Origin of the sequence: Tritonibacter scottomollicae, assembly GCF_032924845.1 — a bacterium.
GTDB classification, from domain to species: Bacteria; Pseudomonadota; Alphaproteobacteria; order Rhodobacterales; family Rhodobacteraceae; genus Epibacterium; species Epibacterium scottomollicae.
In genome coordinates this window covers 776,182-791,387 of record NZ_CP136704.1, presented here as the reverse complement: position 1 = coordinate 791,387, position 15,206 = coordinate 776,182, and the positions used below count along the sequence as shown (strand labels likewise).

Here is a 15,206-nt window from a genome sequence, read left to right as displayed (position 1 = left end):
CGCCCTGCGCGGCTCAGGGTTTTGCCGGTTCCAGCGGATCCGCGCTGTCGACGATCTGGACGTAGACGGCGGAGATCAGCGCAAGGACGCTTGCCGTCAGCATGATACCCAGCACCACAAACGGTGCGGTGTCCGGCTGGACCAGCAGCCCCGTCGCGGTGGTCAGCGCTGCGCCCAGCGCAACGGTCATCGCGCCCGACAGCCCCGCCGCACTGCCTGCGAGATCCGGGCGCACCGACATCAGGCCCGCACTGGCATTGGCGATGGTCAGCCCGTTGCCAAGTCCGACACAGATCGCAGAGCCGAAAAAGACCCATTCGCTGCCCTGCCCGCCCCAGAACAGGCCAAGGCCCAGCGCCGGACCCACACAGGAGATCACCCGCCCGATCAGGATAAGCGTCAACAGTCGCACCCGTTGCGCCAATCGTCCGGTAATGAAATTCCCCACCATGAAGCCGCAGGTGATGATACCGATGCCCAGTCCCACCATGGCCGGGCTCAGATCAAACCAGGCGGCAGCGACCATCGGCGCCCCGGTCACAAAGGAATAAAATCCCCCGATGGAAAATGCGACGCAGGCAGAGTAGCCCCAGAACCGACGCGAGGAGAACAATCCCGGATAAAGCCGCATCTGTGCCCGGAAGGTGGCAGAGCGGGAGGTGTTGGTCTCTCCCATGTCCCCCCAGGTCAGCAGCAGCACGATCACGCCCAGCGCGGTATAAAGCCAGAACCCGGAGCGCCAGCCGAACGCCATGTCGAGCGCGCCGCCAATCATCGGACCGGTCATCGGGGCCAGCGCCATAATCATGGCCATGTAACCGAGTTTGCTTGCGGCCTCACTTGGCGGATACATATCCCGGATCACCGCGCGCGAAATCACCTGTCCGCTGATGATCGCCCCCTGTAGCAGACGGAACCCGAGAAACACCCAGATGTTGCTCGCCAGTGCGCAGCCAATGGAGGCCACAACAAACAGCGCACAGCAAATCAGCATGATCCGGCGGCGACCATAGAGGTCGGATAGAGGCCCCATCAGGATCTGGAGAACGGCGGAGATCGCGAGATAGCCTGCCACCGAGAGGTTGGCGAGGCCATAGTCCGCATCAAAGGCAGCCGCGATCCCCGGCAGTGAGGGCAGAAACATATTCAGCGACAACACCGAAAGTGCCGTGCCAAAGATCAGCGTCATCAAGGAGGGCGGCGTCTGTGCGGGGCGCAATATCGTGACAGTCATTCCAATTCCCGGCCAGACAGAGCCGTGACACAAGTCGCGACGGCGTTCACAGCAAATCTACATCTCTCAATCTGGGTGCAGTGAACCCCGTCCTCTGGCGGGATACAAGCAAATAGCCTGCTTACGAACAACCTGCAGGGCCTCCCCAGAGCCATCACGGCCTGCGTGCGATCTCCACCCGCAGCGTGCCTGCGTTGTTGCGATACATCACCCAGGCGTCATTGGCATAAAGATGGAGATAGCCACTCTCCTGCGCGGTAAAGGACATCTCTCGTCCCAGCACGTGGACCTCGTGATCCTCTACGCCGCTGCCATATTCACTGGCGCCCTGCCCGTTTGCGATCACGCCGATCAGCGCAAACCAGGGCGCGCCCTCCACACGCCGGGTAAAGGGCACATCCGCCTTCTGCAGCCGCTTGATCCGCCGCAGGGCGGCGCGCAGCGCCTCCGGCAGTGTCGCAAGCCAATAGGCCAGCTTGCCCAGATACACCCCCGCCCGGGCCCCATCAGCAGTGGCAGGGATCGACGCGTCCAGCCACTCTCCCTCGGCCCTGACGTCGTATGTGACACCGCGTTCCAGATAGAGCCCGGTCGCAGTCCAGCGTGGCCGGGCACTCACCCACGTCGTGTGGCGGGCACCGGGCGCCAGCACATGCGTAGGCCAGTAGCTGCGCTCCCCCGGTGGCGGTGTGCGATGACGCGCGATCACCGACGGGTCAAAGCAGGTGCGGCTGATCCGGTCTGCAATACTGGACGCATCATCCAACAGCTCCGGCACGGCGCGCGGTCGCGTCGGGCGAAAGCGAAACCACCCCAGATAGGATGTATGGCGCAGGGCGAAGGCATCCGGGGTCAACTGTCCCGGTGCAATCTCGCGTATCCCCAGACCATTGGCCTGTGCTTCCCGTATCATCCACTCCAGCGTCAGGTCCCCAAGGCGACAATCGGCATATCCGCCCCCCACGTCACCATGCACGCCGGGAAACCAGCGTTGCTGCACATCCTGCCCCGCGCCCCATTTGGTCCAGAGCGTCGGTGTGAAGTCCTTGCGCCGTTCGTCCATGGCCAGCGCCTGTCGGGCGCAACTGACATTGCCACCCAATTCAGTATCGCGGAACCCATGCTTGCGCGGATCCCCGAGGATCAGCCGCAACAGCCCCTTGTCGTCCGGAATACCCAGCGCGCCAACAGTGTCCCATACCCCGACAAAGCGGAACCCGACCTGCGCCGGGTCATGGAACTTCACCACTCCTGTGGGGCGATCCTGCAGCAAGGCCTCCTGCAGCGCCGTCTTGCCCGCACCAGCCTTGCGCGACTGGTATCGCTCCATCAGACGTTTCACCACCTGCCAGGGGTCTTCATACGGCGACAGGTGATCCGGTCGCAGATCCGCCAGCCCGACGTTGGACACCATCCCGGCGAGACTGCGCACCGCATAGGCCCCTCGGCTGAACCCGAACAGAAAAACTTCGTCCCCCGGTGCGTAGGTTTCGGCCAGGAACTTGTAGGCGCTCATGATGTCATCTTCGAGCCGCAGACCAATGGCTCCGCCCAATGCGCGACGAAAGACACCGCCCGACGTGCCAACACCCGTGCGGTAGTATGCGATCTGCTCAACACCCTGGCCATCATGCGCCGCCACCAGCGAATGCAGCTTTGCCACATTGGTCGGCGTTGGCATTCCGTCGTTGTGCTGATCCGCGGTGTTCCACGTCCCGTCACAACAGATAATCAATCTGCGCATGTCAAAATCCCCCGGCCCCGATGAACCTCTGTCCCGCGACGCGTGATCCGCCCCAGAGACACCTGCAAATAAAACCAAGCCTATCACGCGCGCGGCACAGACCAAGGGCTCTGGTAGAGTGTTCGCACCCTACCCTGCGGATAGTCATTGACCCCCTTCGCGGGTTTCGACATGAGAGAGCCCATGCTCAGGATTGACAACATAACCTATTCCGTCGAAGGCCGCCCTCTGATCGAGGAGGCCTCCGCCACCATTCCCACCGGCCACAAGGTCGGCGTCGTCGGCCGCAACGGCACCGGCAAATCCACCCTCTTCCGCCTGATCCGCGGCGAATTGGTGCTGGAGTCCGGTTCCGTCTCCATGCCGACACAGGCCCGCATCGGCGGTGTCGCGCAGGAGGTGCCCTCCTCTTCGACCTCACTGATCGACACGGTGCTGGCGGCAGACACCGAACGCGCCGCGCTGATGACGGCGTCGGAGACCGAGACCGACGGCACCCGGATTGCCGAGATCCAGACCCGTCTGGCCGATATCGACGCCTGGTCCGCCGAGGCGCGCGCCGCCTCGATCCTCAAGGGTCTTGGGTTTGACAACGAAGACCAGCAACGCCCCTGTTCGGATTTCTCCGGCGGTTGGCGCATGCGCGTGGCCCTGGCGGCCGTGCTGTTCGCGCAGCCCGACTTCCTGCTGTTGGACGAACCGACCAACTACCTCGACCTCGAAGGCGCGCTGTGGCTGGAAAGCTATATCGCCCGCTACCCGCATACGGTGTTGATCGTGTCGCACGACCGCGGTCTGCTCAATCGGGCGGTGGGGGCAATCCTGCATCTGGAGGATCGCAAGCTGACGCTCTATCAGGGCCCTTACGATACCTTTGCGGAAACCCGCGCCGCGCGGATCCTTGCCGCGCAATCCGAGGCCCGCAAACAAGACACCCGCCGCGCCCACCTGCAAAGCTTTGTTGATCGTTTCCGCGCCAAGGCCTCCAAGGCGAAACAAGCCCAGTCGCGTCTGAAGATGATCGAGAAGATGAAACCGATCTCGACACCGCAGGAGGCCGCCCTGCGCGCTTTCACCTTCCCGGAGCCGGAAGAGATGTCGCCCCCCATCATCCAGATCGAGGGTGGTGTCACCGGCTATGGCGAGACCGAGGTGCTGAACCGGCTCGATCTGCGCATCGACCAGGACGACCGCATCGCGCTGCTGGGCAAGAACGGTCAGGGCAAATCCACCCTGTCGAAACTGCTATCGGACCGGCTGCCCCTGATGGCGGGCAAGATGGTGCGCTCGTCCAAGCTGCGCATCGGTTATTTCGCCCAGCATCAGGTGGACGAGCTGTATGTGGACGAGACCCCCATCGATCACCTGCGTCGCCTGCGCCCGCATGAGGCCCCCGGCAAATGGCGCACCCGTCTGGCTGGCTTCGGTCTGCTTGCAGCACAGGTCGAAACCCCGGTTGGCAAATTGTCCGGTGGTCAAAAGGCCCGCCTCAGCCTGCTTCTGGCGACGCTGGACGCCCCCCATATGCTGATCCTCGACGAGCCGACCAACCACCTCGACATCGAAAGCCGCGAGGCGCTGGTCGAGGCGCTGACCGCCTATAGCGGCGCGGTCATTCTGGTCAGCCACGACATGCATTTGCTGAGCATGGTGGCAGATCGGCTCTGGCTGGTGTCCGGCGGCACCGTGGCGCCCTATGACGGCGATCTCGACAGCTATCGCGAGATGCTGCTGATGCGCGACAAGCCCGCGCGCAAAGCCGATACCAAAGCCGCGTCGAAGCCGAAACCCAAACGCGCCAGCCGCGATCAGATCCTTGCCCTGCGCAATGAGGTCCGCAAGGCCGAGGCCCGCATCGAGAAACTGACCGAGATGCAGGACAAGCTTGACGAGAAGCTCGCCGATCCGGAGCTCTACGAGTTCGAGCCGCGCCGGGGACCGGGCGGTCTGGCAGAAGAAACACGCCGAATGCATGGACGCGCTGGATCGGGCCGAAGCCCTGTGGATGAAGGCGCTGGAAAAACTGGAGGTGGCAGAGGCCTGATGCTCGATACCGCTTTTCTCATCACATCGTTTGTGACGCTCTTCGTCATCATCGACCCGATCGGTCTGATGCCGGTGTTCCTGGCCCTGACCCAGGGTATGAGTTCAAAGCAGCGCCGGGCGATCGCCATCCGCGCCTCGGTGACGGGCATCGGTATTCTTGCGGTTTTTGCGCTCTTTGGCGAAAGCGTGCTCGGGTTCATCGGCATCTCCATGGCTGCATTCCGGGTCGCCGGGGGTATCCTGTTGTTCCTGACCGCGCTCGACATGCTGTTCGAACGCCGAACTGCACGTCGGCAGCATCAGGGGGACGAGATCGCACCGGAAGATGACCCTTCGGTCTTTCCCATGGCGATCCCGCTGATCGCCGGTCCCGGTTCCATCGCAACCGTGATCCTGCTGACCGGTCAGCACCCGGGCATCGAAGGCTTTGCCTCCGTCATGGCCATTGTGGTCGCTGTGATCGCCTTGATGCTGCTGATGTTTGCCATTTCCGGGATGGTCGAGCGCGTCCTCGGCCCCGTTGGGATCAACGTTGCGACCCGGCTGCTGGGCATGCTGCTAGCGGCATTGTCGGTGCAGTTTGTTCTTGAAGGTCTGAGCGCTTTTGGCTTTGCCAACTAGACAAGCCTCTCTGGGATACCTACCTCCCTACTCATGGAGGAGTGAACACGATGACGTCTGACGATATGGGCCAAATGATCTATCTGGTGGTGCTCCTGGCCGCCGTTGGGTCATGGGTGTTTGTCCAGAACCGGCAATCTCTGGGCAAGACCGCGCAGCAGCTGGCGATCTGGGCATTGATTTTTCTCGGCGTCATTGCCGCCTATGGGCTATGGAGTGACATCCGGTCGACCGTCGCGCCGCAACAGGCCGTCATGTCGGATGGTGGCCAGATCAGCGTGCCCCGGTCGCGCGACGGGCACTATTACCTGACGCTGCAGATCAACGAACAGCCGGTGAACTTTCTTGTCGACACCGGTGCCAGCGAAATGGTCCTCAATGCCGAGTCGGCAGCTCGCGTGGGTATTGAGACCGAAGACCTTGCCTATCTGGGCCGTGCCATGACCGCCAATGGCGAAGTCCGCACCGCACGCATCAAACTGGACAGCGTCGGTCTGGGCGGCATCGTGGATCGCAATGTCTCCGCCTGGGTCAACGAAGGGGCGCTTGAACAATCGCTGCTGGGGATGGGGTATCTACAGCGGTTTTCCGGCTTGGAAATTCGCAACAACGAGCTTCTGCTCACCCGTTGACAGCATCCCCCCTGCCGGGGCTGCGCACTTGTTCGGCCTGCTGTCATCGGGCACGGGTCGCCAACATGGCCATGCTGCTCAGCCGCCGCTTTCGGCCTTCTTCTCCCAGCGCCCGCTTTCCTCGGACCAATACTGCGCCGCGCATCCCGCCGCGGTCAGCGCTTTCCACTGGCCACGTGCATGCTGCACCGCCTCCGGATCGGTGCCGTCAAACAGGATGCAGACCCGCTCCAGCGCGGTCACCTCGTCTGGCGCAACATCCGCGCCATCAACGCACATGACGCAGGTCGCGCCATTCGACACCTCGGCAGAGGTCGTCAACAGGATCGGTTGCAGCGCATCATGGGGGCCACCCGCCAGCCCGTGCGGCAGGAAACTTGCGTCCCCTGCCTGCCAGAGCGTGTCATCGAGCCAAGAAAGCCGGTCCGGGTCACGCCCACGCACCGCAATGCGCCAGCCTGCGCCACGCGCCTTGTCCAGCAGAACCGGCAAGGTGTCCTGCAATGGCCTGCGCGTCAGGTGGTAGAAATAAGCGGCCCCCATTTTCGCTCTCACTCCGCCTCGAAATGATCCTGCACGAGGCGGCTCAACGCCAGGACGCCCCAGCCCGTTGCCCCCTTGGGCGCATAGGCGGTGTTGGACTTGACCGAGGCCACGCCCGCAATGTCCAGATGGATCCAAGGCGTGCCGTCCTGAATGAAGCGCTGCAGGAACTGCGCAGCCGTGATCGAGCCTGCAGGGCGACCTCCGACGTTTTTCAGATCCGCAACGCGGGACTTCAGCTGATCGTCATAGGCCTGGCCAAGAGGCATGCGCCACGCCCCTTCGTCCTCGGCATCCGCCGCCTTCAGGAAGGCCTTGCACAGGGTATCATCGTTGGAGAAAACGCCTGCGTTTTCATGGCCCAGGCCAATGATGATCGCACCGGTGAGGGTTGCGAGATCAATGATACCGGCTGGTTTGAACCGTTCCTGCGCGTACCAGAGCACATCGCAGAGCACCATGCGCCCTTCGGCATCGGTATTGATGATCTCCACCGTGTCGCCCTTCATCGACTTGATGACGTCGCCGGGACGAATGGCCGTGCTCGACGGCATATTCTCCACCAGCCCGACCAGGCCCACCACATTCGCCTTTGCCTTGCGCAGAGCAAGGGCGCGCATGGTGCCGGCAACAACGCCTGCGCCGCCCATGTCCATGGTCATGTCTTCCATACCGGCGGCAGGCTTCAGCGAAATGCCGCCCGTATCAAAGACCACACCCTTGCCGACGAGCGCCAGCGGAGCGGCGTCCTTGTCGCCACCGTTCCACTTCATCACCACGACCTTTGACGGGCTCGCGGAGCCCTGACCAACAGCCAGCAACATCCGCATGCCGAGTGCGTCCAGCGCGGCCTCGTCCAGCACTTCGACCTCCAGCCCAAGGGAGGTCATCTCCTCAAGCCGGTTGGCAAATTCAGTGGTTGTCAGCACATTGGCGGGCTCATTCACCAGATCCCGGGTCATATGCACGCCCTCGGCCACCGCCAGCAGCGGTGCAAAGGCAGCCTCGATCTCCTCGGGCTTGTTGTGGCCGATAGTGATCGTGCCCGCAGCATCCGCCTCAGCGGATTTATGAGCATCAAAGCTATAGCTGCGCAGGGCCAGCCCCAGCGCCAGATCCGCCGCACGGGACATGTTGCCTGTTTTCACCGTCAGCGGTTTGCGGCCGCGTGCCTCGGCCAGCTTGGCCCCGGCCTTGCGCGCCTCGGTCACCGTAAGGCGGCGGGGCAGGACCAATACGTGCAGCGCCTCGACCGCCAGCCCTGCGGGCCAAGCAAGCGTGATGACCTGTCCGGTCTTGGCCTTTGAGAATTCGTCCGAGGCGATCAGACGCGCCACGGCGCCCTTGGACAGCCGATTGGCGCTGCGGGCCGCCTGATCCATGGTTCCCTCGGGCGTCACCACGATCGCAAGATGGCCTTCGACATCGGCGAGGGCTTTGGGATCATAGGTGGAAAAACGGATCGGGGTAAGCGCGCTCATTCAGGTCTCCTGTAGATCATCAGTTCCTGCCACCGCGCCAAACCCGCGCCGCAGCTTTCGCAATACAGGTAGCGGCTGCCCGGCGCGAATACCAGAGCAGCCGTCGGTTGAAGACGCCGCTTCGCCGATCTGACATCCTGCGGGGAAGATTGCAGTTTTCCCGACCGTTTAATTCCTCTAAGGTCCAAAAAATAATCCGAGCGCAAGATCTATGGGGGGATCGGGTGTCACGCTACGACAGATATGTGCTGTCGCAATACCTATTGTTCTTTGGCTTCTTTGCCTTAATTCTGGTGGCCGTATTCTGGATCAACCGGGCGGTAAGCCTGTTTGACTGGCTGATCGGTGACGGTCAAAGCGTTCTGGCGTTCCTTGAGATCTCCGCGCTGAGCCTGCCGAATCTGGTGCGAATGGTCCTGCCGCTGGCCGCATTTGCTGCCACGGTTTGGGTGACCAACAGGCTCAATTCAGAGAGCGAACTGACGGTATTGCGTGCAACAGGCTCCAGCCCTTGGCAATTGGCGCGTCCCGCCATGGCCTTTGGCGTGATCGGTGCGTTGATGATGTCCGCGCTCAGTCTTTTCCTGCTGCCGGCCTCCCTCGCCCAAATGGATTTGCGCGAGGCCGAGCTTGCGCGAAGTGTCAGCGCTAAACTCCTGAAACCCGGGAGCTTTCTTCACCCGACAGATGGTGTCACCTTCTTTATTGGCAGCATTGACGACCAGGGGACGCTCAACAATGTCTTCCTCAACGACCAACGCAGTTCGGATGTTGAAGTCACCTATACCAGTGACAAGGCCTATCTGGTGCGCGACGGTGACGAAGCGCATCTGATCCTTGTCGATGGGCTTGCCCAACGTCAGGAAATTGGCAGCGACCGCCTCTCGACCACTGCGTTTGCGGATTTTTCACAACCGCTTGGGGCCGTTTCGCCGGTTCCGGCCGACGCGCCGCGCCCATTGCGCAATATTCCAACGCTGGACCTGCTGCAGGACCGCGACGGGATCACTCAGGCGGATGGTCATGCCGCCGGAGCGCAGGCAGAGGAGCTGCACCTGCGGTTCGCCCGCGCGACTGTGACCCTTGCTGTGGTGATGATTGCTGTGTCCACCCTGATGCTCGGAGGGTTCAGCCGGTTTGGCATCTGGAAGCAGTTGCTGGGCGCCTTCTGTCTGCTGATTCTGATCGAGGGGCTGCGTGGCGTGGTCTCTGATCCGGTGCTCGACAATGCCGCCATGTGGCCGATTGTCTATCTGCCATCGGCGCTTGGGCTGCTGATCGCCGTGCTGTTTCTGCATCTGGCCAGTCGACCTCAGGCATTTTCGCGCCAGCGCTTTCGCCGGGAGACGGCCATATGATCCTCGACCTCTATTATGCCAAGCGCTTCCTACAGTGGTTCCTGGTCATCACCGCCGTCTTGATGAGCCTGGTGATGCTGATCGACCTCAGCGAACAATTTCGGCGTTTTGACGCTCAGGACCTCGGGTTTGGCCAACTGCTGGTGCTAACGTGGCTGAACGCCCCGGCCGCACTGAGCGAATTTCTCCCGCTGATCATGATCCTGACCACCATCGTGCTGTTTGTCGGCATGGCACGCAGCAGCGAGCTGGTCGTGACACGCGCCATTGGCCGGTCCGGCATCCGGGCCCTGCTGCCGCCGGTTGTGGTGGCCCTGATCATTGGCGCTTTGGCGGTCAGCACCCTCAATCCCATCGTGGCCGCGACCGCCAACAGGTACAAGGCGCTGGCCGAGAGCTATCGCCAGCCGGGCGCAGCCGCTGCGGTGTCTCTCACCGGTGAAGGCCTCTGGCTGCGCCAGGGCGGGCAGAACGGCCAGTCGGTGATCCATGCGGGCAATTATCGCGGCGATGCGGACAAGCTGTTCCTCTATGACGTGTCAATTCTGACCTATGCCCCGGAGGGGGGACCCACACGGCGCACGATCGCCAAGGAAGCCTGGCTTGACGGCGAAGATTGGGTTCTGCGCGACGCCAAGGTCTGGCAGCTGGTTGTTGGCGTAAATCCGGAACGCGGCGCAAGACAGTATGACGAGCTGCGCTTGCCGACAAATCTGACAAATGAACGGATCCGCGACACGCTCGGCTTTGCAGAGGGTATTTCGATCTATGATCTGCCGCATACCGTGACCGCACTGCAAGAGGCCGGGTTTTCGACCACCCGGTTCCGTGTCTGGCTGCAAGTCGAACTGGCCCGGCCGCTGTTTCTGGTGGCGATGGTGATGGTTGGCGCGGCGTTTACCATGCGCCATACACGCCTTGGCGGGACCGGCGTCGCCGTTTTGACCTCAGTTCTGCTGGGGTTTGCCCTTTACTTCGTCCATAACTTCGCACGAATCCTCGGCGAAAATGGACAGATTCCTGTTCTGCTGGCCGCCTGGGCGCCGCCGGTGGCTTCAATACTCCTGACGATGGGATTGCTCCTGCATGCCGAAGACGGTTAATTTCAAGAACTGGAAGCGAGGAGCGCTGCTGAGCACTGTGGTTCCCCTGTGGCTGGGCCTCTCGGCCATCAGCGCAGCCTCCCAGACGGCTGTGCCGCAAGGCGAAAGCATTGACACCCCGGCCATGCTGGTTGCGGACAGGGTTTTTGTATCGCCTGACCGCAAACTGGTGGCGGAAGGCAACGTCGAGGCCTTTCAGGGTGATGTGCGCCTGCAGGCCAGACGCATCACCTATGACCGCCAAACAGGTCTGTTGAAGATGGAAGGCCCGATCCGCATCGACCAGAGCGGATCAATTACTGTCCTCGCGACAGCAGCGGAATTGGACAGTGGATTGCGCAACGGCATTCTGCGCGGTGCCCGCATGGTCTTTGACCAACAGGTGCAACTCGCTGCCCTGCAGATGACGCGCGTCGAAGGACGCTACTCACAGCTGTACAAGACCGCTGTCACGTCCTGCGATGTGTGCAGCGATGGCAGTGCGCCGCTCTGGCAGATCCGGGCAGAGCGGATCACCCATGACCAGACGGAACGCCAGCTTTACTTTGAAGGGGCGCAATTGCTGATCAAGGACGTTCCGGTGTTCTATTTTCCGGCACTGCGTCTGCCCGACCCGACACTGGAACGTGCGGACGGATTTCTAACGCCTTCGCTGTTCAGCTCTTCCAACCTCGGCGTAGGTCTCAAACTGCCGTATTTCGTCACCATCGGTCCCGACAAGGATCTGACCATCACGCCGTATCTGGCTGGCAAGACGACAACCCTGGAACTGCGGTATCGGCAGGCCTTCCGCACAGGCAACATCGAGATTTCCGGCGCCTTCAGCCGCGATGACATTCAACCCGATGACGGGCGCGGTTTCCTGTCTGCAGCGGGCCGGTTCGATATCTGGCGTGACTTCAAGCTTGAATTTGACCTCAACACCGTCTCCGACGACGCCTATCTCGCCGACTATGATATTTCCGACACTGACCGCATACGCTCGGAACTGAGCATCAGCAGGGTGCGGCGCGATCAGCTCATTCAGGGGAATATCTACAACTACAAGACACTTCGGGACACAGAGAACCAGGATTTCATTCCCTCGACCATCCTGACCGGCACCTTCGAACACCGACTGTTTCCCAAGCATATCGGCGGTGAGGTTCGACTAAAGTTGAACGCCACTCAGTTCACCCGCAAATCCTCGCTTGATGCCACCGCGACGGATCCCAACGGTCGCGACGTGACGCGGGTGTCGGCGGACGTGATCTGGTTGCGCAGTTGGATTTTGCCTTATGGCGTCGAAACCAACTGGACCGTTGGTCTGGGGCTGGACAGCTTTGCGCTTTCAGACGATGGCGCATTTGACAATGACGCCACGCGCGTGACCCCCAAAACTGCGCTGACGTTCCGCCGGCCCATGACCCGGCAAACGGCCTCCGGCGCGGTTCAGGTTCTAGAGCCGATCCTTCAGGTCGGCTGGACCGACGTGAACGGCGACGACACCCCGAATGAAGCCAGCAATATTTCCGAATACGATCAGGGCAACCTGCTGGCGCTGTCGCGCTTTCCTGAGACGGACGCGCGCGAAGACGGCAAGACGCTGATCTACGGGGTGAACTTTTCCCATTTCGACACGTCGGGTTGGTATGCCACCGGCACGATCGCGCAAATTCGCCGGGACGAGGCGCAGCCTGGCTTTACGCTCTCGTCTGGTCTCGATGGTCAGAACTCCAACCTTCTGGTCGCCGGGCAGATTGGCTTGCGCAACAACCTGACCCTGACCGCCCGAAGCATTTTTGATGAGGAATGGTCGGTGTCCAAGGCCGAATTCCGCGGCGACCTCAATCGCGACCGGGTGTCTCTTGCTGGCAGCTATCTCTGGCTGCAGGCTGATCCTGCCGAGAACAGAGCGCAGGAGACCTCAGAGCTGTGGTTTGATGGATCTTACGCGCTGAACCAGACCTGGCGTGCCGGAGCGAACATGCGCTACGACATAACCGATGGCCGCGCCACACGCGCAGGTCTCGGCCTGAGCTACCGAAACGAATGTGTCACCCTCGACCTCTCGGTCAGCCGGCGCTATACCAGCACGACAAGTGTTGAGCCTTCGACCGATTTCGGATTTACACTATCGCTCAACGGGTTCTCCGTGAAGAGCGGCAACACAACGAGCAGGCGATCATGCAGCAAGACCTAAATTTCCGCCAGGCCTCCCTGGCCCTGATCAACTGGACCCGCAAGGCCGCCTGTGTCGGTGGACTGGCTCTGACTGTTCTGATCACCTCACCAGCATCTGATGCAGAAGCGCAGGGTTTGTTCTCTCCCGTCATCACCGTGAACGAGGATGTGATCACCGGCTACGAACTGCAGCAACGCGCCCTTTTCCTGAATGTGCTGGGGTCCGTGCAGGGCGACCCGATGACCGTTGCGCGCAATGACCTGATCGAGGACCGGCTGAAGCGGCAGGTGATGTCCGAAGTTGGCCTCACCCTGAGCGAAGAGGAAATCACCGAAGGCATGCGCGAACTGGCGCAGCGCACCAATCTGACGCTGGAACAGTTCCTCCAGAGCCTGAAACAGGCCGGCGTCGATCCGGAAACCGTGCGCGACTTCACATCCGCCGGGATCGGCTGGCGCGAATACGTACGGGGCCGGTTCTCTGCACAGGCGCGCCCGACCGACACTGAAATCGACCGCGCCATGGGCAACTCGGGCTCAGGAAGCGTGCAGGTGCTTCTGTCGGAAGTCATCATGCCGATCAACGAGAATAACGCCGCGCAGGTTCAGGAACTCGCCATCCAGATTTCCGAGCTGAAGAACCCCGAGGCCTTTGCGGCCTCTGCGGCGCAATTCTCCGCCTCCGACAGTCGTGTAGACGGTGGGCGCTTGCCTTGGATGCCGCTCAGCCGTCTGCCCAGCCAACTGCAAGAAGTTGTGCTCAGCCTGGAGCCGGGCCAAATCACCCAGCCGCTGCCGATGCAGGGGGCCATCGCGATCTTTCGGATGCGCGGACTGCGCGAAGTTGACGGACGCAGCGCGAGCTTTGCGGCCATTGACTATGCGACCTACCGCATTCCCGGCGGTCGCAGCGCTGAGGCGCTCGCCCGCGCCGCCGAATTGCGTGACACGGTCGACACCTGCGATGATCTTTATGGTGTGAACAAGGACAAGGACCCTGCCCTGCTCTTCCGCGGCAGCCTGGCCCCGTCAGAAATCCCGCAGGATATCGCGCTGGAACTGTCCAAGATGGATCCAAACGAATCTTCGGCGGCGGTGACGCGCGACAACGGTCAGACCTTGTTGTTCACCATGCTGTGCGGCCGCACCAGCGACGTCGTTGCAGCGCAAGAAAACGGGCGTGCATCTGTAGCGAACGCTCTGGTTCAGCAACGACTGAACAGCCTCGCCGAGAGCTTGATCGAGCAACTGAAAGCCAACGCCCGGATCGAAGGGCTATGACCCAGGCGCCGCAGGTGATTGCACTTTCCTGCGGCGAACCGGGTGGCATCGGCCCCGAGATTGCCGTTGCCGCCTGGCAGCGCCTGCGTCAGGACTGTCCGTTCGTCTGGATTGGCGATCCACGCCATTTGCCGAAAGGCACCCCGACGCAAGTCGTTCAGCACCCCGCCGAAGCCACAGAGATCTGTGCAGATGCCTTTCCGGTCATGCCCTTGCAGTTCGCCGGGGACAACACCCCCGGCACCGCAGATTCGCGCAATGCCGCAGGTGTAATCCAGTCCATCGAGACCGCGGTCGCCCTGGTCACCAGCGGACAAGCATCCGCCGTTTGCACCGCTCCGATCCACAAAAAAGCGCTGATCGACGGCGCCGGGTTCGCCTACCCCGGTCATACCGAATTCCTCGCGGCCCTGGCCGGAGTTGACCGCGTGGTGATGATGCTCGCCAGTCAGCAGCTGCGCGTTGTTCCCGCCACCATCCATATTGCCCTGTCAGAGGTGCCCACGGCGCTGACACCAAGCCTGCTGCGCGAGGTGATTACCCTGACCGAACAGGGGCTGCGTCAACAGTTTGGCATCCCCGCTCCACGGATCGCACTCACCGGCCTCAACCCGCATGCGGGCGAAGGCGGGGCCATGGGCCATGAAGAGCTGGACTGGATCGCCGATCTGATCGGCGAGATGCGCACCGAGGGCCTCTCCCTGACCGGACCACATCCGGCTGATACGCTGTTCCATGCCGCGGCCCGCAAGACATATGACGCCGCCATCGCCATGTACCACGATCAGGCCCTGATCCCGATCAAGACACTGGACTTCGACAAAGGCGTGAATGTCACCCTCGGGCTGCCGTTCATTCGCACGTCGCCGGACCATGGCACCGCATTTGATATCGCCGGTCAGGGACGCGCCAATCCCTCCAGCCTGATCGAGGCGCTGCGCCTTGCGCAGACCATGGCCGCCGCCCGCAACGCGTGACCGTTGGGCGCTTTCCTGACGAC

At 62.0% G+C, this 15,206-nt stretch carries 11 protein-coding genes and 1 pseudogene; 8 read left to right on the top strand and 4 right to left on the bottom strand.

Going from position 1 to position 15,206, the window contains the following annotated elements; all coding sequences use genetic code 11:
* Positions 1-13: 13 nt before the first annotated feature.
* Complete coding sequence (locus R1T40_RS04315; RefSeq protein WP_317386005.1) at positions 14-1,234, bottom strand: multidrug effflux MFS transporter; 1,221 nt, start codon at positions 1,232-1,234, stop codon at positions 14-16.
* Positions 1,235-1,388: 154 nt separating this feature from the next.
* Complete coding sequence (locus R1T40_RS04310; protein ID WP_317386004.1) at positions 1,389-2,978, bottom strand: phospholipase effector Tle1 domain-containing protein; 1,590 nt, start codon at positions 2,976-2,978, stop codon at positions 1,389-1,391.
* 183 nt (positions 2,979-3,161) lie between these two features.
* On the opposite strand from R1T40_RS04310, the pseudogene R1T40_RS04305 reads away from it, so the two are divergent.
* The 3 genes and pseudogenes from R1T40_RS04305 to R1T40_RS04295 all read left to right on the top strand — a co-directional run bounded on the left by R1T40_RS04305 (position 3,162) and on the right by R1T40_RS04295 (position 6,277).
* Positions 3,162-5,022, top strand: a pseudogene (locus R1T40_RS04305) (ABC-F family ATP-binding cassette domain-containing protein).
* The gene (locus tag R1T40_RS04300; protein ID WP_317386003.1) at positions 4,947-5,645 is read left to right on the top strand and encodes a MarC family protein; all 699 of its coding nucleotides are present in this window, start codon (positions 4,947-4,949) and stop codon (positions 5,643-5,645) included. Before R1T40_RS04305 ends, R1T40_RS04300 begins: the two are co-directional and overlap by 76 nt.
* A 50-nt stretch (positions 5,646-5,695) precedes the next feature.
* On the top strand, positions 5,696-6,277 hold the full coding sequence (locus R1T40_RS04295; protein WP_317386002.1) for a retropepsin-like aspartic protease family protein: 582 nt from the start codon (positions 5,696-5,698) through the stop codon (positions 6,275-6,277).
* A gap of 78 nt (positions 6,278-6,355) precedes the next feature.
* On the opposite strand, the gene R1T40_RS04290 is transcribed toward R1T40_RS04295, so the two are convergent.
* Positions 6,356-6,820: a DNA polymerase III subunit chi gene (locus tag R1T40_RS04290; RefSeq protein WP_317386001.1), complete on the bottom strand. Its 465-nt coding sequence runs from the start codon at positions 6,818-6,820 to the stop codon at positions 6,356-6,358.
* An 8-nt stretch (positions 6,821-6,828) separates the two neighbouring features.
* On the bottom strand, positions 6,829-8,301 hold the full coding sequence (locus tag R1T40_RS04285; protein WP_317386000.1) for a leucyl aminopeptidase: 1,473 nt from the start codon (positions 8,299-8,301) through the stop codon (positions 6,829-6,831).
* A gap of 224 nt (positions 8,302-8,525) precedes the next feature.
* Here R1T40_RS04285 and lptF point away from each other — a divergent pair, with 224 nt between their 5' ends.
* From lptF to pdxA, 5 genes are read left to right on the top strand one after another with little or no spacing between them, the layout of a single operon-like run.
* Positions 8,526-9,659 (top strand): LPS export ABC transporter permease LptF, encoded by a 1,134-nt coding sequence (gene lptF, locus R1T40_RS04280; RefSeq protein ID WP_317385999.1) that lies wholly within the window; start codon positions 8,526-8,528, stop codon positions 9,657-9,659.
* A complete protein-coding gene (gene lptG / locus R1T40_RS04275; RefSeq protein WP_317385998.1) occupies positions 9,656-10,762 on the top strand; it encodes an LPS export ABC transporter permease LptG in 1,107 nt (368 codons plus the stop codon). Before lptF ends, lptG begins: the two co-directional genes overlap by 4 nt.
* Complete coding sequence (locus R1T40_RS04270) at positions 10,746-12,944, top strand: LPS-assembly protein LptD (protein ID WP_317385997.1); 2,199 nt, start codon at positions 10,746-10,748, stop codon at positions 12,942-12,944. Before lptG ends, R1T40_RS04270 begins: the two co-directional genes overlap by 17 nt.
* Positions 12,929-14,206, top strand: a complete 1,278-nt coding sequence (locus R1T40_RS04265) for a peptidylprolyl isomerase (protein ID WP_317385996.1) — start codon at positions 12,929-12,931, stop codon at positions 14,204-14,206. Before R1T40_RS04270 ends, R1T40_RS04265 begins: the two co-directional genes overlap by 16 nt.
* Positions 14,203-15,183 (top strand): 4-hydroxythreonine-4-phosphate dehydrogenase PdxA, encoded by a 981-nt coding sequence (gene pdxA, locus R1T40_RS04260; RefSeq protein WP_317385995.1) that lies wholly within the window; start codon positions 14,203-14,205, stop codon positions 15,181-15,183. Before R1T40_RS04265 ends, pdxA begins: the two co-directional genes overlap by 4 nt.
* The last annotated feature ends 23 nt before the right edge of the window (positions 15,184-15,206 follow it).

Bases quoted from the DNA above. Each gene is read 5' to 3' on its own strand.
- R1T40_RS04315 (WP_317386005.1), bottom strand. From the start codon at position 1,234: ATGACTGTCACGATATTGCGCCCCGCACAGACGCCGCCCTCCTTGATG.
- R1T40_RS04310 (WP_317386004.1), bottom strand. From the start codon at position 2,978: ATGCGCAGATTGATTATCTGTTGTGACGGGACGTGGAACACCGCGGAT.
- R1T40_RS04300 (WP_317386003.1), top strand. From the start codon at position 4,947: ATGCATGGACGCGCTGGATCGGGCCGAAGCCCTGTGGATGAAGGCGCT.
- R1T40_RS04295 (WP_317386002.1), top strand. From the start codon at position 5,696: ATGACGTCTGACGATATGGGCCAAATGATCTATCTGGTGGTGCTCCTG.
- R1T40_RS04290 (WP_317386001.1), bottom strand. From the start codon at position 6,820: ATGGGGGCCGCTTATTTCTACCACCTGACGCGCAGGCCATTGCAGGAC.
- R1T40_RS04285 (WP_317386000.1), bottom strand. From the start codon at position 8,301: ATGAGCGCGCTTACCCCGATCCGTTTTTCCACCTATGATCCCAAAGCC.
- lptG (WP_317385998.1), top strand. From the start codon at position 9,656: ATGATCCTCGACCTCTATTATGCCAAGCGCTTCCTACAGTGGTTCCTG.
- R1T40_RS04270 (WP_317385997.1), top strand. From the start codon at position 10,746: ATGCCGAAGACGGTTAATTTCAAGAACTGGAAGCGAGGAGCGCTGCTG.
- R1T40_RS04265 (WP_317385996.1), top strand. From the start codon at position 12,929: ATGCAGCAAGACCTAAATTTCCGCCAGGCCTCCCTGGCCCTGATCAAC.
- pdxA (WP_317385995.1), top strand. From the start codon at position 14,203: ATGACCCAGGCGCCGCAGGTGATTGCACTTTCCTGCGGCGAACCGGGT.